Raw genomic sequence first — 23,537 nt, forward strand, 5'->3', positions numbered from 1 at the left:
TATTTTCAAAATCATCTAGCCGTTGCGCGGGCGACAGATCGTTCACAAAAATGAAACGCCGATGACGCATCGTCAACCTTCTATCGGCCACTTCTCGACGCAGGACTGCAAGGCAATGCGGAACTACAACGACGACGCCTCGTTCTTTTATGTTGCAACGACGGAGCGGCTGGGCGAAGAATTTCGGCGCGGCAGGGGACGCCGCGCGGGGGAATGTCATGAACGAAATCAACAGGAGCCCGGCATTCTGGCGCTCGTTTCCGATCTTTGAAGAATTCGACAAGGACGCTATCGCCGAACTTGCCAATATCGCGACCTATCGGAAATGGCCGGCCGGCACCGTGATCTTCCAGCGCGGCGACGAAGGCAACTACATGATTGTCGTCATCTCCGGGCGCATCAAGCTGTCGCTAATCACGCCGCAGGGCCGCGAACTGATGCTGCGCCAGCACGAAGCCGGCGCGATCTTCGGCGAGATGGCGGTGCTGGACGGTCAGACCCGTTCGGCCGATGCGACCGCCACGACCGCCTCCGAGGGCTATGTAATCGGCAAGAAGGCCTTTCTCGACATCGTCACCAATCGACGGGAGGCGGCCGAAGCGGTCATCCGCTTTCTCTGCGCCCAGCTTCGCGACACGACGGAGCGGCTGGAAACCATCGCGCTTTACGACCTCAACGCCCGGGTGGCGCGCTTCTTCCTCGCGACCCTCCGGCAGATCCACGGCAACGAGTTGCCGGAAAGTGCCAATCTCAGGCTGACCATGAGCCAGACGGACATCGCCGGCGTGCTCGGCGCCAGCCGACCCAAGGTCAACCGCGCCATCCAGTGGCTAGAGGAGAGCGGCGCGATCAAGCGCAACGAAGGCATCATCGCCTGCAAGGTCGGTCGCCTGCAGAGCATCGCTGACCCCGAGGAGGACTAGACCGCATGGTCGTTGAGCCGCGCCGGCGTTTGCGTTTCACGCCGCTCGCCGGCGGTTGCCTCACGAGCCTGCTTGCGGCCATAGCACTCTATCTCTACGCCGGACCGCTGTTCGAAACCCAGCGCGAGTTGTTCTTCGACAGTCTGACGCAATGGGTTCCTGCCCCCCAGTCGCCCGACCTCGTCGTCGTCGACATCGACCGGCAGGCCCACCAGTCGCGCCCTTCGGGTGAATGGGACCGGACAGCGACCGCCGAGCTTCTGTCGCGACTCGCGACCGCGGGCGCCAAGGTGATTGCAGTCGATTTCGTCTTCAGCGCCGATTGCGACCCCAGCTCCGACGGCAACCCGGCGCTTGCCGCAGCACTTTCGAAGACCGCCGTCGTTCTCGGTTTTCTCGTCGCCGATACGGTGCAGGAGCGGCCGCGTCCCGTGCCGCCGCTGGCGCTCAGCCGACCCTTCACCGCACCCGAACTGTGGTTTCTCGACGGCGCGGAAACGTCATGCCGGGCCTTCATGGATCAGGCGCGCGCGGCGGCGGCCTCGTTTCTCGTCGGCGACGAGGATGCGCGCATACGCCGGGTTCAGGCCTATGCCATCCTCGGCAACGACGCCTATCCGACGCTGGCGATCGAAGCGGCCCGGCAGATGCGGGGCGGCGGCACGCCCATCCTCGGCGGCCAGCCGGCCTGGATGCGCATCGACGGGCAAACGATCTTGCTCGACGACACCGGAAGCCTGCGTTTCGTCGCAAGTTCTCAGGAACGGCTCAGCGAACGTACGGTTTCGGCGGCCGACGTCTTGTCCGGCAAGGCTTTGCCCGAACGCTTCGCCGGCAAACTCGTGCTGATCGGCAGCAGCCTGCCAAGCCTCGGAGGCCTCAGACCGAGCGCCTCGATGCCGCTCGAACCCTCGGTGCAGATCCACGCCGACATCGCCAACGCGATCATGACCGGCTTCCTGCCGCAGCGCGACGGCCGATTGCCGCTTGCCGAAGCCGTGGCCGCACTTGTCGCCGGCCTCGGCATCGCCTTTGCCGCCACCCGCCTGCGGCCGCTGACATCGGCGGCGCTCGGCCTTTGCACCGTCGCCGCCGCAGTCGCTGCATCTGCCGTCGTCTACGATGCCAGCGGCTGGCTCATCGATGCCGTCAGCGTCTCGGTCGCGCTTATTGCCGTCCTCGCGGTGACCAGCGTCCTGCAATTTGCCCAGGTCCGGCGCGCGGAAGCGACGGCCCGGCAGAAGTTTTCGCAATATCTGCCGCAGTCGGTGGTCGCTCGCTACATCGACAATCCCGGACTTGCCCGCATGGCTGGCGAGGAGCGCCAGGTGACCGCGCTCTTTACCGACATCGAGAGCTTTTCCACTCTGTCGCAGAGGCTCAAGCCGCGGGAGCTCATCGCCTTGCTCGACATCTATTTTGCCGAAGTCAACGCGCTGGTGGCCGACCATGGCGGCATGGTCGACAAGGTGGTGGGCGATGCGGTGCACGCGTTCTTCAACGCCCCGGAGGATCTGGCTGATCATGTCGACAGGGCCATCGATTGCGCCAAGGCGATCCATGCGCTGACGGAAGAGATACGCAGGCGTCCGCAGTTCGCCTCCAACGGTTTCGGCCGTACGCGGATCGGGATCGAGACCGGACCGGCCGTCGTCGGCGAGGTCGGCGCCGGCGGCAAGCTCGACTACACGGCCCACGGCGATGCGATCAATCTGGCGGCACGCCTTCAGGAGGCAAACAAGTTTCTCGGCACGGCGATCTGCGTCGGGCCCGCTGCCGCTCAGGAAAGCAAAAGGCCGCTTCGCCCGCTTGGCAGCCACGAGATCCGCGGGTTCTCGACGATGGAACTGTTCACGGTCGCCGACTGAGGCGGCGCGCCGTCTGCACCCGCCGCTTCGGATAATGTCGGCGTCAGCTCAGCGCGTCAGGCCGACGCTGGCATAGGCCTCCTTGATGCGCGCCTCGCCCCAGTTGGCGGGCTCGCTCGGGGCGTCCCCGCGATGATGAAACTCCACCCCCTGCCCCGCAGCGACGATCTTGGTTACGCCGCCGCGCGCGACCGAAACGCTTCCATGTTCGACGAAGACGGCAAAGGCGGCCCGGCTCGGACCACAGAAGAACTTGGTGCCGCGCACGCCGATCATGCCGAAGGCCGTGCGGACGGCGACATCGACCTTCGGCAGCCCCTCAGGCCGGTCGAAGACCATGCGACCCGTTCCAAGCTCGAGCGTGCCGCCCTGCCCGGCAATGAAGCTATCGACGAGCAGTTCGGTTTCGGCGCCCAGAAGCACGCGCGTATCCGTGCCCAGATTCAAGGTTGCAAAACTCTCGGCGTTCGTGTGCACGCGGTCGTTCTCGAACAGCTGACCGCCGACGGCGAGTGGCTTATCCTTTTTTGCCTGCCTCAGCCGGACATCGCCGCGGATCTCCGTTGCCTCGCCAAGGGCTGAGCCTGCCCAGGCGGGCGTAGCACCACCGCCGGCCGCCGTCAGCAACAGACCGCCGACGACGACGCGCCGGCTCACCAGCATCTTGCGCATCGACGCTGCCAGATCTTCCATCGCTTATCTCCCGTATCGCTGCCGCCTTGCGAGGATAGCCCCGGCGCTCCCGGATGCAAGCGGGCGCAGGGCCGGCCCGCAGCAATCCCTCGCCACTTCGCCCGAGCTTTCGTTGCCGGGCTGTTCCCGCCGGAACAGCCGTCTCCAATGAGCAGGGATAAGTTCACCGTCAAGAGAAGGGAGAGCTTCATGGAAAATCGCAGCGCATCCGGCACCCGCATCATCAACGCCGTATTCCTGGCTGTCGTCAGCTTGCTGGCGGTTGCTGCGATCGCACTTCCTTCAGCCCGCGCCGCCGAGCTTTCCGCAGCCGACGTCTGCGACCGCGAGGCAGGCAGCATTTTCGACCTGCAACGCAATATGGCCTTCCCGGCCGTTGCCACTGAGGACATCAAGATCGGCGTCGCGCTGTCGGCCTGCCGCGAGGCCTATAACCAGAAGAGTGGCGCCCGCACCGAGTTTCAGCTGGCCCGCGTTCTCGACAAGGCCGGCCAGAAGATCCAGTCGCAACGCATTCTCGGCGAAGCCGCCGAACATGGCCACGCGCTGGCCATGACCAACTATGCCGTTCTCGTCGGCGAAGAAGGCGATACCGCAACTGAATTCGCGCTGAACCAGAAGGCCGCCGCCGCCGGCAACATTCTCGCCGCCTACAATCTCGGCGTCTCCTATCGCGACGGCATGGGAACCTCGGTCAACGGCGAACTCGCGATCGCATGGTTCGAGCGGGCATCCCTCGCCGGCGACGACGTCGCCGCCTTCAATCTCGCGGTCATCCTGGATGAAGGAAAGCTGGTCGCTGAGGACAACGCGAAGGCCGCCAAGTTCTACCGGCTTGCCGCCGACAGGGGCAATGTCGATGCCATGGTCAATCTCGGCCTGATGCTCGAGAACGGCGAAGGCATCAACAAGGACATCCCCGCGGCACGGGAAATCTTCCGCAAGGCCGCCAATGAAGGCGATGCGTTTGCCGGCCAGAAGCTCGCCGCACTCAGCGTAAGCGATGGGTTTGAGACAGCCATGCTCCCCAAGGCAAGCCGCATCAAGTAATCGAACACGCCTCCCAAGGGCCACGCGGGTCGGGGATCCCATGATCTTCGGCCCGCGTTTTCGTTTAGAACACCCCCTAAGAACGCGGCCGACTAGCGGATTTCGCCTGCCTGCGGCCCCCAGGTATCGGTGAGCGCGAAGCCATCGGCCAGCGGATCGAACGGGTCGAGCGCCACCTGGTGCAGACCGAAGGTCCAGCCGCGACCGGCAATGGTCGGGATGATCGCCTCGCGACCGGCAACAGTCGTGACCCCTTCGAGGCCCACTTCGAATTCCGAACCGATGATCGAGCGGGACTTCAGGACGTCACCGACCTTGACCTTGCCGCGCGCATGCAGGGTCGCAAGGTTGGCCGAGCTGCCCGTGCCGCAAGGCGAGCGGTCGACGCGGCCCGGCCACATCGTGGTGCAGGTGCGGATCGTGCCGTCAGCCTCGACATCGCGGAACATCACATAGGCGACGCCCTTGATCTCCGGGATTTCCGGATGAACGACGGGGATGGTGCGGTTGACGATATCCTTCAGGATCATGCCGGCTTCGACGATCTCGCGGGCGTTCGCCTTGTCGATCGTGGTACCGATCTGGCCGACATCGACCAGGGCGTAGAAGATGCCGCCATAGCAGAGATCGAGCTTGATCTTGCCCCACTTCGGCGTCTCGACCTCGACGTCGAGCTCATGCACGAAGGACGGCACCATCGTCAGCTTCACCTTTTCGCAGCGGCCGTCGCGGCAGGTGGCGGTCGCCTTGACGAGGCCGGAGGCAGTGTCGAGCATGACGACGGTCTCGGGTTCCTTCATCTCTATGATGCCGGATTCCAAGAGCGCGGTCGTGACGCAGATCGAGTTCGAGCCGGACATGGCATGGGCCTGGTCGGCCTGCAGGATGATGAAGCCGGCATCAGCTTCCGGCCGCTTCGGCGGCACCAGAAGGTTGACCGATCCGATCGAGCCGGAGCGCGGCTCCAGGCACAGGAACCGGCGCAGGCTGTCATCGACCGTGTTGATATGGTTGAGCTGCTCGGCGATCGAGTTGCCCGGGATCTTCGGCACGCCGCCGATCGCGACCTTGCCGATTTCACCCTCGCAATGAACGTCCAGCAACTGGATCGTGCGCTTCCACCGCATGCCGTTTCTCCAACGCGTTTGCCATAGCCTTAGCGGCGACCATGGCTGATATATCAGATGCGCCTGCATTACCGCTTTCCGCGGGCGCCCGCAAGAAAAACCGCGGGCCGCAGTTCGTCTGTCGAGCCCAAAGATGCGGCTTGACGCACGCCCGTCGGCGCGACAGCTTGGGCCAATCGGACGCAACCCTCTGGAACTCCATGACAAAGCTGATCATCTTCACCGACCTGCATATGGTGCCCGAGGGTACGACAATCATCGGCCTTGACCCCCATCAGCGGCTGGCCAACGGCATCGCGCATGTCAACCGCTACCATGCGGACGCAGACCGGGTGGTCTTCATGGGCGACCTCACCCACTACGCGGACCGCGCGTCCTACGAGCGCCTGAAGCGGCTGATCGATCAGCTTACGCCGCCGGTCGCCATCACCATCGGCAATCATGACCGGCGCGAGGTGTTCCGCGACGTCTTTGCCGATGCCGAGACCGACGAGAACGGCTTCGTGCAGCAGGCGATCGATTTTGCCGACTGCCGCGTCCTCCTGCTCGATACGCTGTTTGCCCCGCCCTATGATTATCCGACCAGCCATGCCGGCGTACTTTGCGCCAAGCGGCTCGCCTGGCTCGACCGGCAATTGGCCGATGCCGGCGACCGGCCGGTGCTCATCTTCATGCATCACCCGCCGCACAGGACCGGCTTTAGCGGCATGGACATGATCCGGCTCGCCAACGAGGCGGAGTTTTATGATCTCGTCAAACGGCACGGCAATGTCCGGCACATCTTCGCCGGCCATGTGCACCGCACGATCAGTGGTTCTTCCCGCGGCATTCCCTTCTCGGTCTTCAAGAGCCCGGTGCACCAGCAGCCGATGCCCTTCGACGCACCGGACGCGTCGCTGTCGGTCGACGAGCCGGCAGCCTATGGCATCGCTGTCGTGACCGCCGATGGCGTGCTGGTGCATACGGAGGACTACGAGATCGCTCGCCGGGATGCCGCCATCGCGTAAGGCCATTTCGAACGCACGGCCTTCATGCTAGTTTGACGGCATGACCGAACCCGTATCCCTCGACGAAAGCTTCGATTGCCAGAGCTGCGGCGCCTGCTGCGCCTATTCGGCCGACTGGCCGCGTTTCTCGCTGGAGACGGACGAGGAGCTCGACCTGATCCCGGCGGAGTATGTGTCCGCCGATCTCGGTGGCATGCGTTGCGAGGACGATCGCTGCTTGGCGCTCAACGGCAAGCTCGGCGACCATGTCGGCTGCAAGATCTACGCGATCCGACCGATCGTCTGTCGCACCTGCATGCCGGGCGATGACGAGTGCCTGATGGCCCGCGAGAAGCATTTCGGCAAGGCCGCATAACACCGGATCATCCGGCGATATTGCGAACATTCCGCATCCTCTGCGGCGCCGTGCGCGTGGGACGGTGAAACATTCCGCCAAAGATCAAATTTGCCGGATGGATGTACGGCGAAAGGAAGCGTATTTTCCGCCCACGATCGAGGGCGCGCCGCGCCTTCAAAACCGCTTCCCGGAGGATAGCGCTCGATGAGCCAGACACCGCTTCACAAGACCACTGCAGAGACCGGCGCGCCTCAGGCTCCCTTTGCCGAGTTCGCCCCGCCAGTCCGACCGCAGAGCACGCTGCGCCAGGCGATCACCGCCGCCTACCGCCGGCCGGAAACGGAAGCGCTGCCGGCGCTGGTCGAAGCCGCAACGCTCGACGCCACCACCCGCGCGGCCGCCGCCAAGACGGCGCGCAAGCTGATCGAAGCGCTACGCGCCAAGCACAAGGGTTCGGGCGTCGAAGGCCTCGTGCAGGAATATTCGCTCTCCAGCCAGGAAGGCGTGGCGCTGATGTGCCTGGCCGAAGCGCTGCTGCGCATTCCGGACACCGCGACGCGTGACGCGCTGATCCGCGACAAGATCGCCGACGGCGACTGGAAGTCGCATATCGGCGGTGGCCGCTCGCTGTTCGTCAACGCCGCCACCTGGGGTCTCGTCGTCACCGGCAAGCTGACCTCAACCGTCAACGACCGCAGCCTTTCCGCCGCGCTCACCCGCCTGATCGCCCGCTGCGGCGAGCCGGTCATCCGCCGCGGCGTCGACATGGCAATGCGCATGATGGGCGAACAGTTCGTCACCGGCGAAACCATCGACGAGGCGCTGCGCCGTTCGCGCGCACTCGAGCAGAAGGGCTTCCGCTATTCCTACGACATGCTCGGCGAAGCGGCGACGACGGCTGCCGACGCGGAGCGTTACTACCGCGACTACGAGCAGGCGATCCATGCCATCGGCAAGGCATCGGCCGGCCGCGGCATCTATGAAGGCCCCGGCATCTCGATCAAGCTTTCGGCGCTGCACCCGCGCTACGCCCGTTCGCAGGCGTCGCGTGTCATGGAAGAGCTTCTGCCGAAGGTGAAGGCGCTCGCCGTCATCGCCAAGAAATACGACATCGGCCTCAACATCGACGCCGAGGAAGCCGACCGTCTCGAACTTTCGCTCGACCTGCTCGAAGAACTCTGCCTCGACAAGGATCTCGCCGGCTGGGCCGGCATGGGCTTCGTCGTCCAGGCCTATGGCAAGCGCTGCCCCTACGTGCTCGACTTCATCATCGACCTTGCGCGCCGCGCCGGCCGCCGCGTCATGGTGCGCCTCGTCAAGGGCGCCTACTGGGACGCCGAGATCAAGCGCGCGCAGCTCGACGGTCTCGAAGACTTCCCGGTCTATACCCGCAAGATCTACACCGACGTCTCCTACATCGCCTGCGCCAAGAAGCTGCTGGCTGCAACCGACGTGATCTTCCCGCAGTTCGCGACCCACAACGCCCAGTCGCTGGCGACCATCTACGAAATGGCCGGCAGGGACTTCAAGGTCGGCAAGTACGAGTTCCAGTGCCTGCACGGCATGGGCGAGCCGCTCTATGACGAGGTGGTCGGCAAGGGCAATCTCGACCGTCCCTGCCGCATCTACGCGCCTGTCGGCACGCACGAGACGCTGCTGGCTTACCTCGTTCGCCGCCTGCTCGAAAACGGTGCGAACTCCTCCTTCGTCAACCGCATCGCCGACCCGAAGGTCTCGGTCGACGAACTGATTGCCGATCCGGTCGAGATCGTGCGCGCGATGCCGGTCGTCGGCGCACCGCACGACCAGATCGCGCTGCCCGACAACCTCTTCGGCGACACGCGCCGCAACTCCGCCGGTCTCGACCTTTCGAACGAAGCCGGCCTGACCTCGCTGACCGCAGCGCTCCAGGCAAGTGCGACGGTTAACTGGAAGGCCGTTCCGCAGCTGGCAACGGGGCCCGCCTCCGGCGAAACCCGCGCCGTCGTCAACCCCGGCGACCACCGCGACGTGGTCGGCTCGGTCACCGAGGCATCGGAAGCCGACGCCCGCCAGGCAGCGACGCTTGCCGCCAAGGCCGCCGCGAGCTGGGCCGCCGTCTCGCCCGCCGAGCGCGCCGCCTGCCTTACCCGCGCTGCCGACCTGATGCAGGCGCGCATGCCAACCCTGCTCGGCCTCATCGCCCGCGAAGCCGGCAAGTCGCTGCCGAACGCCATTGCCGAAGTGCGCGAAGCGATCGACTTCCTACGCTACTACGCCGAACAGACGCGTCGCACGCTCGGCCCGGCTCACAAGGCGCTTGGTCCCATCGTCTGCATCAGCCCATGGAACTTCCCGCTGGCGATCTTCGCCGGCCAGATTGCCGCCGCGCTCGTCGCCGGCAACCCGGTGCTGGCGAAGCCCGCTGAAGAAACCCCGCTGATCGCCGCCGAAGGCGTGCGCATTCTGCACGAGGCCGGCATTCCCGCCGACGCGCTGCAGCTGCTCCCCGGCGACGGCCGCATCGGTGCGGCGCTCGTTGCCGCGCCTGAGATCGCCGGCGTGATGTTCACCGGCTCGACCGAAGTCGCCCGCCTGATCCAGGCGCAGCTTGCCGATCGACTGTCGCCGGCCGGCCGGCCGATCCCGCTGATTGCCGAAACCGGCGGCCAGAACGCCATGATCGTCGACAGCTCGGCACTTGCCGAACAGGTCGTCGGCGACGTCATCGCCTCGGCCTTCGACAGCGCCGGCCAGCGCTGCTCGGCGCTGCGTGTACTCTGCCTGCAGGAAGACGTTGCCGACCGCACGCTTTCGATGCTGAAGGGTGCGCTGCATGAGCTCAAGATCGGCCGCACCGACCGGCTCTCGGTCGATGTCGGCCCTGTTATCACCGCTGAGGCCAAGGGCATCATCGAGAAGCACATCGATGCCATGCGCGGCCTCGGCCGCAAGGTCGAGCAGATCGGCCTTGCTTCCGGCACCGAACAGGGCACCTTCGTGCCACCGACGATCGTCGAGCTCGACAAGCTCTCGGACCTCAAGCGCGAAGTCTTCGGTCCGGTTCTGCACGTCATCCGCTACCGCCGCGACGATCTCGACCGGTTGATCGACGACATCAACGCCACCGGCTACGGCCTCACCTTCGGTCTGCACACGCGCCTCGACGAGACCATCGCCCACGTCACCTCGCGGGTGAAGGCGGGCAACCTCTACGTCAACCGCAACGTCATCGGCGCCGTCGTCGGCGTTCAGCCCTTCGGCGGACGTGGCCTCTCCGGCACCGGCCCGAAGGCTGGCGGCCCGCTCTATCTCGGCCGCCTCGTCGCCACCGCCCCGGTCCCGCCGCAGCACAGCTCGGTTCACACCGATCCTGTTCTGCTCGACTTTGCCAAGTGGCTCGACGGCAAGGGTAAAAAGGCGGAAGCCGAAGCCGCCCGCACCGCCGGCAGCAACTCGGCCCTCGGGCTCCACTCCGAGCTTCCGGGCCCGGTCGGCGAGCGCAACCTCTATGCGCTGCATCCGCGTGGCCGCGTGCTGCTGGTTCCGACCACCGAAACCGGCCTCTACCACCAGCTGGGTGCCGCCCTTGCGACCGGCAACACCGTCGTCGTCGACGCGGCTTCCGGTCTGCAGGCTTCGCTGAAGGATCTGCCGGCGAGCATCGCCGCACGCCTTTCCTGGTCGAAGGATTGGGCCGCCGACGGTCCGTTCGCAGGCGCGCTCGTCGAAGGTGACGGCGCCCGCGTGCGCGAAGTCAGCAAGACGATCGCCGGCCTTCCCGGCCCGCTCGTTCTCGTCCAGGCGGCTTCGAGCGAAGAGATCGTCAAGAACCCCGACGCCTATTGCCTGAACTGGCTGCTCGAGGAGGTCTCGACCTCGATCAACACGGCAGCGGCCGGCGGCAATGCCAGCCTGATGGCGATCGGCTGATCGGTTCCATATCTTGCAAAGCGCCCTCTCCCCGTCGTGGGAGGGGGCTAAACTGACTGACATTCCACCAATAGGGCGTCCTCGCCCCTGCACTCGTTCCGGGACAATGGCGAAGTGTGTGCGGTCTCCATCGTGACCGCATCTACCAGAGCACAAGCTGCATCCACCGTGGCGCCGCCCCCAACAATCCGTTATCAGCGTCTGAGAAACGGAAGCAGCCATGTTCACCCTCAAGCGCATCGAAACGGCAAACCAGGACGTCAAGAAGAGCCGGTTTCTGGCCTTTGCCGCGCCCATTACCGATGAGCAGGCGGCAAAAGACTTCCTCGCCGCCCATTCCGATCCCACCGCCAATCACAATTGCTGGGCATGGCGCATCGGCCAGGCCTATCGCTTCAGTGACGACGGCGAGCCGAGCGGTACGGCCGGGAAACCGATCCTCGCGGCCATAGACGGCCAGGAGCTCGACCGCGTCGCGGTCGTGGTCACCCGCTGGTTCGGCGGCATCCTGCTCGGCAGCGGCGGCCTGGTGCGCGCCTATGGTGGCACGGCGGCGTTGTGCCTCAGGGCGGCGGAAAAGATCGAGATGATCGAGACCGTGCGCGCCACCGTCGCCCTCGACTTTTCCGACATGGCGCTGATCAAGGCGCGGCTTCTCGCGCGCGATGTGGCGATCATCAATGAGAGCTTCACCGACAAGGGGCCTGTGCTGACGGTGGAGGTTCGCAAGGACGAGGCGGAGGCGATCCTCGCCATGGTCGTTGACCTCAGCCGCGGCAAGGCCGTGGTTTCGCTGGACGACTAGCCCCTTAGGTCCGAGAAACCCCACAGCGCAGTGCGGACCGCAACGAACGGGTCACTGCCGAAAAATGTGCGCGGTATCCTGCGCCACATCCCGCGCTAATTTACTCGATCCGAACAGTCATATTAGAAGCGCCCCAGCCAGCGTATGATCCGCGACGCACAAACAGGAGACAGCACGATGAAGACGAGAGTTCTTGGCAAGACCGGCGCAACCATATCCGAAATCGGCTTCGGCGCCTGGCAAATTGGCGGCTCCTGGGGCGATGTCAGCGAGGCAGACGGCAAGCGCGCGCTCAATGCCGCGCTCGATGCTGGCGTCACCTTCGTTGACACCGCCGATGTCTATGGCGACGGCCGCTCCGAAAAGATCATTGCAGCGGTGTTGAAGGAGCGCGGGGGCGACAAGCCCTTCGTCGCAACCAAAGCCGGCCGCCGGCTGAGCCCGCATGTTACCGAAGGCTATACCGGCGAAAACATCGAGGCCTTCATTGACCGCAGCCTTTCAAATCTCGGCGTCGAGATGCTCGATCTGGTGCAGCTGCATTGCCCGCCGACCGAGGTCTACTATCGGCCGGAACTGTTCGGCGCGCTCGACCGGCTCGTTGCCAAGGGCAAGATCCGCCACTATGGCGTCTCGGTCGAAAAAGTAGAGGAAGCGCTGAAGGCGATCGAATATCCCGGCGTTGCGACCGTGCAGATCATCTACAACATCTTCCGCCAGCGTCCGCACGAGCTGTTCTTCGCGGAAGCGCAGAAAAAGAATGCTGGCGTCATCGTGCGCGTGCCGCTCGCCTCGGGGCTGCTTTCCGGCAAGATCAGCAAGGATACCGCATTCGCAGCCGACGACCACCGCAACTTCAACCGCCATGGCGAAGCCTTCGATGTCGGCGAGACTTTTGCCGGTGTGCCGTTCGAGGCGGCGCTGGAAGCCGTCGAGCAGCTTCGCCCGCTGGTGCCCGAGGGCGTGCCGATGGCGCAGTTTGCGCTCCGCTGGATCCTCGAGCAGCAGGCGGTCTCCGTGGTAATCCCGGGCGCCCGCAATGAGGCTCAGGCGCAATCCAACGCCGCTGCCAGCGCGCTTGCCGCCATCGACGACGAGACCAAGGCGGCGATTGCCGCGGTTTACGCGCGGCTGGTGAAGGTTCATGTTCATGATCGCTGGTAACTGACGCCTCACCGACGGGGCGACCAAGGGGGGCAGCGACATGAGCGATCCCTTCGATCTGCAGCGGTTCGTCACCGCACAGGACCGCGTCTATGCCGCGGTCCTCGATGAACTCGCGCACGGCCAAAAGCGAACGCACTGGATGTGGTTCGTCTTTCCGCAGCTTGCTGGCCTTGGCCATTCGGCAATGGCAGAGCGCTATGCGATATCCGGGCTCGGCGAAGCGTCGGCCTATCTCGCCCATCCGGTGCTCGGCCCCAGGCTGCGCGAATGCACCGAGCGGACCAATGCGGTTACGGGCAGATCGGCCCACGACATTTTCTCCAGCCCCGATGACATGAAGTTCCGGTCATCGATGACCCTGTTTGGCGAGGTCGAGAAAGACGGGGGGCCGTTCGGAGCGGCGCTTGCGCGCTATTTCGCGGGAGAGAAGGATCGGCGCACTATGGAAATCCTGGCGCAACGGCATTGATGCCGGCGTTCAAGCGCTCAAGATGCGCGTTTCGGCGACCGTCAGAGGTTGGGCGTCGAATGGATCAGGAAGAACAGGATCGTGAAGGCACAAACCGAAAGGCCAGCAACAATCACCAGCAGTTCTTTCATCATATAGCGATACATCGGCACCTCCTTTCTTCAGCGGCCCCTTCCTCCTTCATATAGGAAGCCGAGGGACCGATTTTCACACTTCGGCGTCAAAAGATCGTGAACCCGCCCGCGCTTTCGTGATCGGATTCTTGATCGTTGCAGCCCGGCCCATTGCCGCCGCGACACCGCGCGCGCGCAGTGTAAATCATTATATACTAACATATATTATTGTCTCCTAATCCTTTCGAGGGTCAGCGTTGCCGGAGCTCCCGCTGACGCGCGCGAAACAAGCGGCACGACAACCATTGACGAATGGCAGATTGCCTTCTAAATCTACACCCAACGTCAGGTTTAGATAGGTGCCGGATTGTCGTCGCTCATGCAAATTGGGGAACTGTCGGAACGGGCCGGCGTGAGCCACCGCACGATCCATTACTACGAGCGGCTGGGCCTGGTGAAGCCGGCCGAGCGCGAAGGGGCCGGCTACCGCTACTATGACGAGACCGCCGCGAAACGACTGGAGAAGATCGCGGCGCTGAAACGTCTCGGTCTCAGCCTCGACGAGATCGCCGCTGTCATCGACCTCTATTTCGAGGATGCAAGCGGCATCCGGGGAAAGGAGCGCGTGCTGGAAATCCTGCAAGCCCAACTCGACAAGACGAATGCCCAACTCGACGAGCTCTCGACATTCAAACGGGACCTCGAAAACAACATCGCCCGCATGCACGGGCTGATCTCCGAGGCGCGGCAAAAGTAAGCGCAGCACGAATGGGATTTGGCACATGCATAATCTACACTTGACGTCAGGTTACGCTAGTGGGTTCACTTGCCCTACTGGCTCGGCCCGCGCCGACTCCGCTTCCGTTGTCGGCAACGTCAGCTTCTTGAGCGCTCTCCTTGGCGATCCGCGATCGCAGGGCTCGATCTCATGACCACCTTCCGCCCCCCCCCAAAACCAGACAAAAGGAGCTCTGGACATGCCGCATAGATGCCCTCTCGCGGCCCTTGCCGCCCTCGGCCTTGTCGCCGTCACGGCAACCGCAAACATGGCCCAGGCAGAGACCAAGGCAACGCCAGCCGCGACCGGCAGTGCCCACCCCGCAGCCGCCACCATCGGCGCCTTCATGCCCGCCGGTTACCGCGAGGCAGGCCGCCGAACCGCCGTCGTCGATGGTGAAGCTGCGGAACTCGTCCGCTACGAGCGCGCCGACGGACGCAATGCCGCCCTCGGCGGCGAGCACTTCAGCACCGTCATCGCCGACGACGGCCGCCTCAAGGGTTTTGCCCGGATCGATCTGGACCTAGTCCGCCACCCGTTGCCGACACGCGAGGAAGCGCAGGCAATCGCCATGGACTTCCTGCGTGAAGCGGCGCCGGACCTTCTGCCGGGAATGAGGATCAGCTGGATCGACCCGCATGACGAGCCGCTACGGGTTACCCGCAAGGGACGCACCGAGGACCTGACCCTCACGGGCATGAAGGTCAAGATGCGCAACCAGGCCGACGGCCTCTGGATGTGGGTCATCGTCGGCGCGGACCGCAAGGTCATGGTCTTCGAGCGCGACATTCACTGGATCAGCTTTCCCGGACGCCGCGGAACGGAAAAGTGGCTTCACGATGCCTGGCTCGTCGAGAAGGGCTACAGCCTGGGCCAGTCCTGATCGGTCTACCGGATTGAGGGAACGCGAACCCTCAGGGCCGCTGACTGCTCGATTCGGATCCAATGAAGGAGCGGCACCGCGATTCACCAGCCGCAAGCCTGGCCCGCGGAACGCTGCAAACGAAGACACTTGAAGGATGTGAGAGGCGCGTCGCGAAACGCAAGGTCGCGACGCGCGACCCAGGTGGCGATCCGGAAGAACCGGATCTAGACATCATCTATGCCTTTGAAAAGAATGGCGCACCCGAAGAGATTCGAACTCCTGACCCCCAGATTCGTAGTCTGGTGCTCTATCCAGCTGAGCTACGGGTGCTTTTGCCTGAAGCGGTCGAACCGCTTGCGTGAGCGGTTCTCTAAAGGGTCCTTTCGGGGATTGCAAGCGCCGTTCTGTAAAAAATTTCATTTTTACGACGGCACGCCCGCTTTGCTGTGGACCGAGGCAACCGCGCCGGCGCTGAACCCGCTGGAAAGCAAGGGGTGCCGCCGCAGGACCTGGCTGCGAAAAATAATTGAAGGGTGCCACCTCCGCCGCCCATGCGCCAGACGAGCCGCGCGCGGTGGTCGGTCAGACCCCGCCCAAATATGGAATCACCAACGGTTCCGGCTCGACACTCAAGAGGGTGAATGTGCGGCGCTAATGGCGGAACTTCGAACGGAAGGCGTCGAGCGGCACCGGCCGGTCGGGCAGCTCGATGCGAAACAGCGTGCCCGGCGTCGGCTTTTCGACGAGCGCGATCGTGCCGCCATGGGCCAACACCAGTTCGCGCGCGATCGCCAGCCCAAGCCCCGTGCCTCCGGAGCGCGCCGAGCCGCGGAAAGCGGCGAACAGGTTTTCCCGCGCCTTGGGCGGCATGCCGGGCCCGGTATCATCCACGGAAATGGTGACGACGCTGCCGATGCGCATGGCGGAAACGGCAACGGTGCGTGGGCGGCCATCCTCCGGCTCGTGATTGGTCAGCGCCTGCACGGCGTTGCGGCAGATGTTGTGCACCACCCGGAAGAGCTGCTCGCTGTCGGCGTCGACCTCGAGGTCGTCCTGCATCTGGATCTGGAAATCGATGCCGGATTGCGGATCGATCGCCAGCAATTCGGCGACATCGGAGACCAGCGGTTTCAGCGCAACGAAGCGTCGATGCGGCTCGGCCTCGGTCGTGCGACCGTAGGACAGGACCTCGCGGGTGTAGCCGACGGCGCGGTCGATGGTGCGCAGCAGGGTCGGCGCGAAGCGCTTGACCACCGGGTCGTCCACGTCGGCCAGGCGGTCGGAAATCAACTGCGCCGAGGACAGGATGTTGCGCATGTCGTGGTTGATCTTCGACACGGCGAGCCCGAGTTCGGCCAGGCTCTTCTGCTGCTTCAGCGTCTTTTGCAGCTCGCGCTGCATGCTGGCGAGATGCTGCCCGGCGACGGCGAGTTCGTCGTGCCCCTGCGGCGGCACGAGCACGCGGGCCGGATCGGCCGGATCGTTGGAAAACTCCTGCATGTTGGCCGTCATGCGCCGGATCGGCGCAATCAGCATGCGGTTGATGGCCAGGAAGATCAGCGCCGCGGTGATCAGCGAAATGATCAACGACAGGACAAAGACGTTGCGCGAGTAGACGAGCATGGCCTTGCGCAGGCTCGCATCCTTCATCAGGAGCTCGATCGTCGCATCGCTTTCGCCGAGCGGCCCATAGACGCGGATCACGCGGTCGCCGCCGAAGAGCAGCGTATCGAAAGCATCGCGGATGGCTGCAACGGCTGTGGAATTGGCGACGTCGTACTCGCCCTGGATCTCAAGCGGCATGTCGGTGAGCGCGATCATGCGCGAGGCGTCTTTGCGCCGGATGACGATCGCCTTCGTGCCGGTCGCCATCAGCGTGTCCTTCTGGACGCTGCGCGGCAGTTCGACATTCTGCAGACCATCGACGACGACGGCAGCAGCGGCTGCCGTATTCAGCCGATCCTCGAGCCAGCGAATGCGCATGGTGGCAACCGACGGCGCGAAGATCAGCACTTCCGCCAGCATGACGAAGACAATGGTCAAGAGCAGCAGCTTGCCGGATAGGCCGCGGAAAAACCCGGCACTGGTTCTCAATGCCTCGCCTGCCATCGCCGGACGTGTTTCTTCCGCCATGCCTTACAAACTTTCCTGCCCGTCAACCAAAACGCCTGGGACCCCGTATGAACATCCGGGCCATGGGGCATCGCGCCTGGGGCGCATAATAGGAGATGGCCGCCGTTTTTCCAATCGCAGACGGACCTTAGAGGGTGCGGCATAGGCGCGGCTGTCTCTTCGTCTCGTGCCGTCGATCATGACAAAGGATCGCGTCCCGCCCATTTTTCTCCCCTTGCATCGCCGAAGCAAATTTCGGCGCGCCGCCGCCTCGGCTCGACCTACCTGCACAGAATTGGCATCGGTGTAAGTCACCCAGGGAACAGTTCGAGTGGCGAGCCTTGCGGACGACAAGGACAGCCGTGCGGCCTGATCGAGGGCAAGTCTGGAAGGCTCACGAAACAGAAAGCCCGCGGCACCACCTTATGGCACCGCGGGCTCCAATCACTTGGCAAGGCAATTCGCCGATCAGAACTCTTCCCAATCGTCCTTGGCAACCGCCGCAGCGGAGCCGCCGCCGCCAAACGCGCGGGCGACGTTGCCCATCATGCGGCGGGCGGGCGATGCGACCGGCTGGGCCGTCTCCCGAGCCACGGCGATCGGCCGGACGGCAACATTGTCGACCTTGAAGTAGGCGATCAGGCTCGCGAGATTGTTGGCTTCGCCGGAGAGCTTGTGGGTTGCGGCATTCGCCTCTTCCACCATGGCGGCGTTCTGCTGGGTCACCTGGTCCATCTGGTTGACGGCAGTGCTGACTTCGCTGAGGCCCGTCGACTGTTCGCGCGCGGCCGTCGCGATCGAGTGGATGTGGTCGTTGATTTTCAGGACCCGTTCCTCGATCTCGCCAAGTGCCGAACCGGTCTCCTGTACCAGGCGGACGCCGGTTGCCACTTCGCTGCCCGACTTCGAGATCAGCGACTTGATGTCCTTGGCGGCACTTGCGGCACGCTGGGCGAGCTCACGCACTTCCTGTGCGACGACCGCGAAGCCCTTGCCCGCATCGCCGGCACGGGCTGCCTCGACGCCGGCGTTCAGCGCCAGCAGGTTGGTCTGGAAGGCGATTTCGTCGATCACGTTGGTGATCTGACCGATTTCGCTCGAGGCCTGCTCGATGCGGCCCATGGCGTCGACGGCGTTGCGCACGACGGCCGCCGACTGCGCGGCACTGTGCTTGGCTTCGTTGACCATGACGGTCGCTTCCTGCGCCCGCTCGGTGGAGCTCTTGACCGCAACCGTGATCTGGTCGAGCGCTGCAGACGTTTCCTCAAGGGCTGCGGCCTGCTGCTCCGTCCGCTTTGACAGATCGTCGGCGGCCGAACGCAGCTCGGACGAATTGCCGTTGATCGAGTCGGTGGTCACACGGACCTCGCGCAGCGTCTTTTGCAGCGTGGAAAGGGTTTCGTTGACGTTCTTCTGCAGCTCGGCGAAGGCACCCTGATAATGGCCGTTCATGCTCTGGGTCAGGTCGCCGGCCGCAAGGCTCGCAATCACTCGGCGGGTTTCGGCGATACCGGCATCGACGCTGCCGACCAGCTCGTTGACGCTGCCAGCAAAGCGGTTGAGGTCGTCGTTCTCGTAGTCCTTGCCTATGCGCTTGGTGAAATCACCGGCGGCAGCGGCCGCAACAACGACGCCGATGCTCGACTGCAGGTCGGCGCTCTTTTCACGCAGTACCGCTTCCTGCGCGTTGAGGTCGCGTACGGCCAGGCCGTTCTGCTTGAAGACCTGAACGGCTTCTGCCATTTCGCCGATCTCGTCCTTGCGGCCCACGAAGGGCACGTCCGCGGTGAGATCGCCGCCAGCCAGTTGCTTCATCTTGCCGGTCAACTCGAGGATCGGACGGCTCAAATGGTTCGTAGCGATGTAGAAGGCCGCTCCAATGCCGGCGATGAGGCCAAGGCCGGCGATAGCAAGAATCGTGATGATCACGCTGCGCTCGAAGGTGGCAACGTCAGCCGTCACGACTTCAAGCGTCTTCAGGTTGATGTCGACGACGCCGTCGATCTGCTCCTGGAACGCCTTGCGGTTGGCGCGATTGGCGTCGGTATTGCCCTGCTCGTTGCCAGCCTGCGGTGAAACTTCTTCGCCAAGCCGCGCCGTCTCGACGCGGAAGGTCCTGAATTCCGCGGCGCGGGCGACCAGCGTGTCGAAGGACGCTTTGGTGTCGGCGGGGATCAGCGGGCGCCAATCGGCGAGCAGCGTGTCGATCTTGTCGAGATTCTTGCGAATGCCCTCGGCAAAGGGCTTGGCCTTCTCGATGGTCGGGGCGGCATAGATGCCACGCGATTCCATGACGACCGCGGTCACCAGACGATTGAGGCGTTCCGCGTAGAAGGCGCGCTTCGCCACGTTCTCGTACTGGTGGAACTTTTCGTTGTATTTACTGACAGCAACCAGCGACATGCCGGTCACCGCAACCGCCAGCACGCTCATGATGCCGACGATTAGATTGATCTTACCGCGTATTTTCATCCCGACCTCCACGGAGTGACGAGAGCTTCCGATTATCGGACATGCCGCCGCCCCATATGCACCGGAGGGACCCTAAAATAGGCGTGGTTAATAAAGCCCGTCGCCCTCGACCGGCATTCTGGGGAGATCCAGTTAGGGCTCCATTTACCAATCTCGGCTAGTTGGCCTTCCTTTTCGCGGCCCGACGGATCGCCTTTGGCGGGTGCGCCGGCGCTTTTTGCGGTGCTGTCGCCACTGAATCGCCGCCCGCAATTGACTTTCCGGGAAAATTCCCCTTATAAGCCGCGCACGTCCGGTCAAGCCCTCCTGCCCGAAATGGCGGAGCCATGTCCGATAACGTAAACGCTCCTTGCTACACGCAAACCCAAGAAGGGCCGCACACCGCGGTATTAAATAAATGAAGCGTACCTACCAACCGTCCAAGCTTGTCCGCAAGCGTCGCCACGGCTTCCGTTCGCGTATGGCTACCAAGGGTGGCCAGAAGGTCCTCTCGGCCCGCCGGGCCCGTGGCCGCAAGCGTCTTTCGGCTTAAGCCGAAGTTGCCCGAAACCAGTGTCCGGGCACACGACGTCAGATAAAGACAAAACGACTGTCGGGCGGCTGAAAAGCCGTCCGCAGTTTTTGGCCGTTCGGGCAGGAGAAGGTCGCAGAGGCCCCTTGTTTCTCCTCGAAGTGCTCGACCGCAACGATCCGGAAGGCGAAGCCCGCGTCGGCTTCACCGTCACCAAGAAACACGGCAATGCCGTCGAGCGAAACCGGATGCGCCGACGCCTGAAAGAGGCGGTGCGGCTTTCCGCCGGGTTTGCAATGAAACCCGGACACGACTATGTGATTGTCGCCCGACGCGAACTCCTGAATGCTCCCTTCGACGCCTTGACCCGGGGCCTTCACGAGCGCATCGAAAACAAGCCGAAACAGAAGCGGCCGCCGGCCGGTTCCAGGAAACTATGATGGAAAAAAACCGCAACTATTTCGTGGCGATTGGCCTGTCCGTGCTGATCCTCATTGCCTGGCAGTTCCTTTACGTCAATCCGAAGATGGAAAAGGAACGCATCGCTGCGGAAGCGCTGCAGGCCCAGCAGGCGCAATCGCAGTCGGCAACGCCGACTCAAGCGACGCCGGGCCAGGCTCTGCCGGGCGGCGGCGCGATCCCGGGCGCCGGTGAAAACCGCGACCAGGCGATTGCCAAATCGGCCCGCGTTGCGATCGACACGCCGGCGCTTTCCGGCTCCATCAACCTGACCGGTGCCCGCTTCGACGACCTGAAGCTCAAGGAATACCGCGAGACGGTCGATCCGAAGAGCCCGGTCATCACCCTCTTCAGCCCGGCCGAAACGGTCGACGGCTACTTCGCCGAAATTGGCTATGTCGGCAGCGACGCAACCGGCACCGTGCCCGGCCCGCAGACCGTCTGGACGCTTTCGGGCGGCGACAAGCTGACCGCGGCGACCCCGGTGACGCTGACCTTCACCAACGAGAAGGGCATCACCTTCAACCGCACCATCTCGGTTGACGAACATTACATGTTCCAGGTGGTCGACAGCATCAAGAACGGTGCAGCCGAGCCGCTCAGCCTTTCCTCCTACGGCCGCGTGACCCGCTTCAACAAGCCGACGACGCCGAGCGTCTACGTACTTCATGAAGGCTTCATCGGCGTGCTCGGCGAGCATGGCCTGCAGGAACTGAAGTACGGCAAGATCGAGGACGAAAAGTCGGTCGAGCCGGGCAAGGCAACCGGCGGCTGGCTCGGCATTACTGACAAGTACTGGGCAGCGGCGATCGTTCCGCCGCAGGCAACCCCCTACGACACGCGCTTCACGCACTTCACCGACGGTCGCGCGCGCTACCAGAGCGACTACAAGAGCGACGCGATCACGGTCGCGCCCGGTCAGTCCTCGGAAATCAAGAACCTCGTGTTTGCCGGCGCCAAGGAAGTTCCTGTCGTCGACAACTATGAAGTGGCCTACTCGATCCCCAACTTCGACAAGCTGATCGACTGGGGCTGGTTCTACTTCATCACCAAGCCGATGTTCAAAATGATGGATTTCTTCTTCCGTCTGTTCGGCAACTTCGGCATCGCGATCCTGATTACCACGATCGTCGTCAAGGGTCTGTTCTTCCCGCTTGCCAACAAGCAGTACGCATCGATGGCGAACATGAAGAAGGTTCAGCCGAAGATGGAGGAACTGAAGAAGAAGTTCGGCGACGACCGCATGGGGCTGCAGCAGGCGATGATGCAGCTCTACAAGGAAGAGAAGATCAACCCGCTGGCCGGCTGCTGGCCGATCCTCATCCAGATCCCGGTGTTCTTCGCGCTCTACAAGGTGATCTACATCACCATCGAGATGCGCCACGCGCCGTTCTTCGGCTGGATCCACGACCTTTCGGCGCCGGATCCGACGACGATCGTCAACCTCTTCGGCCTCTTGCCGTTCGACGGTCCGGCCTTCCTGCACCTCGGCGTCTGGCCGCTGATCATGGGCGTTACCATGTTCGTGCAGATGCGCATGAACCCGACGCCGCCGGATCCGACCCAGGCGATGCTGTTCACCTGGATGCCCGTGGTCTTCACCTTCATGCTGGCCTCCTTCCCGGCCGGTCTCGTGATCTACTGGGCCTGGAACAACACGCTTTCGGTGCTGCAGCAGTCGATCATCATGAAGCGCCAGGGCGTGAAGATCGAGCTCTTCGACAATCTCAAGGGCCTGTTCTCGAAGAAGCCCAAACCGGCGGAATGACGCCAGCCGGTAGCACAATCGCAGAGCCCCGGACTTCGGTCCGGGGCTTTTTTTGTTTCCACGCCGCGGCGCGACACGCGGATGGCGTTGACGCGGACGTGCGGTCCGGGCATCTGGCGTTATTGAAATCAGCGCGCCCCTGCTCCAGGACAATTTGTCATGACCGATCCGTCGGCCACCTCCGCCCCGTTCGCCGCCAGCGAGAAGCTTGGCGCCCTGCTCGTCTTCGGCTCGGCCTTCTTCTGGAGCTTTGGCGGCGCGATTGCGCGGTTCCTGCACATTTCCGACAGCTGGACGATCGTCTTCTGGCGCTGCCTGTTTGCCGGCCTGTTCCTGCTCGCCTTCATGCTGGTGCGTGACGGACCGCGCGGCACGGTGGCCCTGTTCAAGGGCATGGGCTGGCCGGGCATCGCCGTCGGGCTCTGTTTCACCATCGCCTCGACCTCCTTCATCATTGCGATCTCCTACACGACGATCGCCAATGTCGTTCTGCTCGGCGCCGGGGTGCCGCTGTTTGCGGCGCTGATGAGCTGGGTGCTGTTTCGCGAGCGGGTCTCGCGCTTCACCTGGGGCGCGATCACCGCCGTCATCTTCGGCGTCGGGATCATGGTCTCGGAAAGCCTGACGGGAACAATGTCACCGGTCGGCGATGCGCTGGCGCTGCTGATCCCCGTCGTCTTCGCGCTGGCAACCGTCATTACCCGCCGATACCCGCATGTGCGCATGACGCCGGCGACCTGCTTCGGCTGCTTTGCCGCAAGCGGCATTGCCGCCAGTCAGTCCTCGGGCCTGGCGGTGACTGGAGGCGAGCTCGCGCTGCTCTTCGTCTTCGGCGCCTTCAACCTCGGGCTTGGCATGGCGCTCTTCGTGACCGGTGCCCGGCTGGTGCCCTCGGCGCTGGCCGCGCTGCTCGGGACGGCGGAAACCGTGCTGGGGCCGCTCTGGGTCGCGATCATCCATGGCGAGGTGCCGAGCAGCCGGACGATCGTCGGCGGCACCTTCATTCTTCTGGCGTTGCTGGCCTACCTGCTCAACGAATTCCGGCGGACGCAAACCATCCCCACACGGCCGGTCCGCACGCCGACGCCTTGACATCCACGG

At 63.9% G+C, this 23,537-nt stretch carries 20 protein-coding genes, 1 tRNA gene and 1 pseudogene; 17 read left to right on the forward strand and 5 right to left on the reverse strand.

What is annotated here, in order from left to right:
• Positions 1-61 precede the first annotated feature (61 nt).
• From OVA00_RS16985 to OVA00_RS16995, 3 genes are read left to right on the forward strand one after another with little or no spacing between them, the layout of a single operon-like run.
• Positions 62-271 carry a hypothetical protein gene (locus OVA00_RS16985; RefSeq protein ID WP_146749500.1) on the forward strand — a complete coding sequence of 70 codons (210 nt, stop codon included), beginning with the start codon at positions 62-64 and terminating at the stop codon, positions 269-271.
• Positions 219-923: a Crp/Fnr family transcriptional regulator gene (locus tag OVA00_RS16990; RefSeq protein WP_034797255.1), complete on the forward strand. Its 705-nt coding sequence runs from the start codon at positions 219-221 to the stop codon at positions 921-923. The genes OVA00_RS16985 and OVA00_RS16990 overlap by 53 nt, the downstream gene beginning before the upstream one ends.
• A gap of 5 nt (positions 924-928) precedes the next feature.
• Positions 929-2,791, forward strand: coding sequence for a CHASE2 domain-containing protein (locus OVA00_RS16995; protein WP_268089359.1), 1,863 nt, complete (start codon positions 929-931; stop codon positions 2,789-2,791).
• A 48-nt stretch (positions 2,792-2,839) separates the two neighbouring features.
• Here the strand turns inward: OVA00_RS16995 and OVA00_RS17000 are convergent, their stop codons facing one another.
• Entirely contained in the window at positions 2,840-3,463 is a 624-nt protein-coding gene (locus OVA00_RS17000) for a FecR family protein (RefSeq protein ID WP_326494149.1), read from the reverse strand.
• A 210-nt stretch (positions 3,464-3,673) separates the two neighbouring features.
• Between OVA00_RS17000 and OVA00_RS39800 the strand changes: the two are divergent.
• Together OVA00_RS39800 and OVA00_RS39805 are read left to right on the forward strand one after the other, a co-directional pair.
• Positions 3,674-4,219 (forward strand): annotated as a pseudogene (locus OVA00_RS39800) (sel1 repeat family protein); the annotation flags it as partial.
• A complete protein-coding gene (locus tag OVA00_RS39805) occupies positions 4,196-4,534 on the forward strand; it encodes a tetratricopeptide repeat protein (RefSeq protein WP_309139233.1) in 339 nt (112 codons plus the stop codon). The pseudogene OVA00_RS39800 and the gene OVA00_RS39805, both read left to right, overlap by 24 nt.
• Before the next feature lie 92 nt (positions 4,535-4,626).
• Here the strand turns inward: OVA00_RS39805 and OVA00_RS17010 are convergent, their stop codons facing one another.
• Positions 4,627-5,661, reverse strand: a complete 1,035-nt coding sequence (locus tag OVA00_RS17010) for a proline racemase family protein (RefSeq protein WP_060581832.1) — start codon at positions 5,659-5,661, stop codon at positions 4,627-4,629.
• 200 nt (positions 5,662-5,861) lie between these two features.
• Here OVA00_RS17010 and spdA point away from each other — a divergent pair, with 200 nt between their 5' ends.
• From spdA to OVA00_RS17050, 8 genes are all read left to right on the forward strand, one after another.
• Entirely contained in the window at positions 5,862-6,668 is an 807-nt protein-coding gene (spdA, locus tag OVA00_RS17015; RefSeq protein WP_034797261.1) for a 2', 3'cyclic nucleotide phosphodiesterase SpdA, read from the forward strand.
• A gap of 40 nt (positions 6,669-6,708) precedes the next feature.
• Positions 6,709-7,023, forward strand: a complete 315-nt coding sequence (locus tag OVA00_RS17020; protein ID WP_034797263.1) for a YkgJ family cysteine cluster protein — start codon at positions 6,709-6,711, stop codon at positions 7,021-7,023.
• A 186-nt stretch (positions 7,024-7,209) separates the two neighbouring features.
• A complete protein-coding gene (putA, locus tag OVA00_RS17025) occupies positions 7,210-10,917 on the forward strand; it encodes a trifunctional transcriptional regulator/proline dehydrogenase/L-glutamate gamma-semialdehyde dehydrogenase (RefSeq protein WP_268089361.1) in 3,708 nt (1,235 codons plus the stop codon).
• A gap of 220 nt (positions 10,918-11,137) precedes the next feature.
• Positions 11,138-11,722: an IMPACT family protein gene (locus tag OVA00_RS17030; protein ID WP_113504569.1), complete on the forward strand. Its 585-nt coding sequence runs from the start codon at positions 11,138-11,140 to the stop codon at positions 11,720-11,722.
• Positions 11,723-11,899: 177 nt separating this feature from the next.
• Positions 11,900-12,886 (forward strand): aldo/keto reductase, encoded by a 987-nt coding sequence (locus OVA00_RS17035; RefSeq protein WP_268089362.1) that lies wholly within the window; start codon positions 11,900-11,902, stop codon positions 12,884-12,886.
• A 40-nt stretch (positions 12,887-12,926) separates the two neighbouring features.
• On the forward strand, positions 12,927-13,358 hold the full coding sequence (locus OVA00_RS17040) for a DUF1810 domain-containing protein (protein WP_113187521.1): 432 nt from the start codon (positions 12,927-12,929) through the stop codon (positions 13,356-13,358).
• A 492-nt stretch (positions 13,359-13,850) separates the two neighbouring features.
• A complete protein-coding gene (locus OVA00_RS17045; RefSeq protein WP_060607201.1) occupies positions 13,851-14,228 on the forward strand; it encodes a MerR family transcriptional regulator in 378 nt (125 codons plus the stop codon).
• A gap of 220 nt (positions 14,229-14,448) precedes the next feature.
• On the forward strand, positions 14,449-15,132 hold the full coding sequence (locus OVA00_RS17050) for a hypothetical protein (RefSeq protein ID WP_268089363.1): 684 nt from the start codon (positions 14,449-14,451) through the stop codon (positions 15,130-15,132).
• A 235-nt stretch (positions 15,133-15,367) separates the two neighbouring features.
• On the opposite strand, the gene OVA00_RS17055 is transcribed toward OVA00_RS17050, so the two are convergent.
• The 3 genes from OVA00_RS17055 to OVA00_RS17065 all read right to left on the reverse strand — a co-directional run bounded on the left by OVA00_RS17055 (position 15,368) and on the right by OVA00_RS17065 (position 19,698).
• Positions 15,368-15,444: transfer RNA gene (locus OVA00_RS17055), tRNA-Arg, on the reverse strand.
• A 321-nt stretch (positions 15,445-15,765) separates the two neighbouring features.
• Positions 15,766-17,247, reverse strand: coding sequence for a sensor histidine kinase (locus OVA00_RS17060; RefSeq protein ID WP_034797295.1), 1,482 nt, complete (start codon positions 17,245-17,247; stop codon positions 15,766-15,768).
• A gap of 447 nt (positions 17,248-17,694) precedes the next feature.
• Entirely contained in the window at positions 17,695-19,698 is a 2,004-nt protein-coding gene (locus tag OVA00_RS17065) for a methyl-accepting chemotaxis protein (RefSeq protein WP_268089364.1), read from the reverse strand.
• A gap of 397 nt (positions 19,699-20,095) precedes the next feature.
• Between OVA00_RS17065 and rpmH the strand changes: the two genes are divergently transcribed.
• The 4 genes from rpmH to OVA00_RS17085 all read left to right on the forward strand — a co-directional run bounded on the left by rpmH (position 20,096) and on the right by OVA00_RS17085 (position 23,528).
• The gene (rpmH, locus tag OVA00_RS17070; RefSeq protein ID WP_060519824.1) at positions 20,096-20,230 is read left to right on the forward strand and encodes a 50S ribosomal protein L34; all 135 of its coding nucleotides are present in this window, start codon (positions 20,096-20,098) and stop codon (positions 20,228-20,230) included.
• Positions 20,231-20,250: 20 nt separating this feature from the next.
• Positions 20,251-20,649, forward strand: coding sequence for a ribonuclease P protein component (rnpA, locus tag OVA00_RS17075; RefSeq protein ID WP_268089365.1), 399 nt, complete (start codon positions 20,251-20,253; stop codon positions 20,647-20,649).
• On the forward strand, positions 20,649-22,436 hold the full coding sequence (gene yidC / locus OVA00_RS17080; RefSeq protein WP_034797302.1) for a membrane protein insertase YidC: 1,788 nt from the start codon (positions 20,649-20,651) through the stop codon (positions 22,434-22,436). The genes rnpA and yidC overlap by 1 nt, the downstream gene beginning before the upstream one ends.
• 159 nt (positions 22,437-22,595) lie before the next feature.
• Positions 22,596-23,528: a DMT family transporter gene (locus tag OVA00_RS17085; RefSeq protein ID WP_060519820.1), complete on the forward strand. Its 933-nt coding sequence runs from the start codon at positions 22,596-22,598 to the stop codon at positions 23,526-23,528.
• Positions 23,529-23,537 lie beyond the last annotated feature (9 nt).

The organism is Ensifer sp. SL37, assembly GCF_026672675.1.
In the GTDB taxonomy this organism is placed as follows: domain Bacteria; phylum Pseudomonadota; class Alphaproteobacteria; order Rhizobiales; family Rhizobiaceae; genus Ensifer; species Ensifer adhaerens.

Coding starts and splice junctions, on each gene's coding strand:
- OVA00_RS16985 (WP_146749500.1), top strand. CDS start 62: ATGACGCATCGTCAACCTTCTATCGGCCACTTCTCGACGCAGGACTGC.
- OVA00_RS16990 (WP_034797255.1), top strand. CDS start 219: ATGAACGAAATCAACAGGAGCCCGGCATTCTGGCGCTCGTTTCCGATC.
- OVA00_RS16995 (WP_268089359.1), top strand. CDS start 929: ATGGTCGTTGAGCCGCGCCGGCGTTTGCGTTTCACGCCGCTCGCCGGC.
- OVA00_RS17000 (WP_326494149.1), bottom strand. CDS start 3,463: ATGCGCAAGATGCTGGTGAGCCGGCGCGTCGTCGTCGGCGGTCTGTTG.
- OVA00_RS17010 (WP_060581832.1), bottom strand. CDS start 5,661: ATGCGGTGGAAGCGCACGATCCAGTTGCTGGACGTTCATTGCGAGGGT.
- spdA (WP_034797261.1), top strand. CDS start 5,862: ATGACAAAGCTGATCATCTTCACCGACCTGCATATGGTGCCCGAGGGT.
- OVA00_RS17020 (WP_034797263.1), top strand. CDS start 6,709: ATGACCGAACCCGTATCCCTCGACGAAAGCTTCGATTGCCAGAGCTGC.
- putA (WP_268089361.1), top strand. CDS start 7,210: ATGAGCCAGACACCGCTTCACAAGACCACTGCAGAGACCGGCGCGCCT.
- OVA00_RS17030 (WP_113504569.1), top strand. CDS start 11,138: ATGTTCACCCTCAAGCGCATCGAAACGGCAAACCAGGACGTCAAGAAG.
- OVA00_RS17035 (WP_268089362.1), top strand. CDS start 11,900: ATGAAGACGAGAGTTCTTGGCAAGACCGGCGCAACCATATCCGAAATC.
- OVA00_RS17040 (WP_113187521.1), top strand. CDS start 12,927: ATGAGCGATCCCTTCGATCTGCAGCGGTTCGTCACCGCACAGGACCGC.
- OVA00_RS17045 (WP_060607201.1), top strand. CDS start 13,851: ATGCAAATTGGGGAACTGTCGGAACGGGCCGGCGTGAGCCACCGCACG.
- OVA00_RS17050 (WP_268089363.1), top strand. CDS start 14,449: ATGCCGCATAGATGCCCTCTCGCGGCCCTTGCCGCCCTCGGCCTTGTC.
- OVA00_RS17060 (WP_034797295.1), bottom strand. CDS start 17,247: ATGGCGGAAGAAACACGTCCGGCGATGGCAGGCGAGGCATTGAGAACC.
- OVA00_RS17065 (WP_268089364.1), bottom strand. CDS start 19,698: ATGAAAATACGCGGTAAGATCAATCTAATCGTCGGCATCATGAGCGTG.
- rpmH (WP_060519824.1), top strand. CDS start 20,096: ATGAAGCGTACCTACCAACCGTCCAAGCTTGTCCGCAAGCGTCGCCAC.
- yidC (WP_034797302.1), top strand. CDS start 20,649: ATGGAAAAAAACCGCAACTATTTCGTGGCGATTGGCCTGTCCGTGCTG.
- OVA00_RS17085 (WP_060519820.1), top strand. CDS start 22,596: ATGACCGATCCGTCGGCCACCTCCGCCCCGTTCGCCGCCAGCGAGAAG.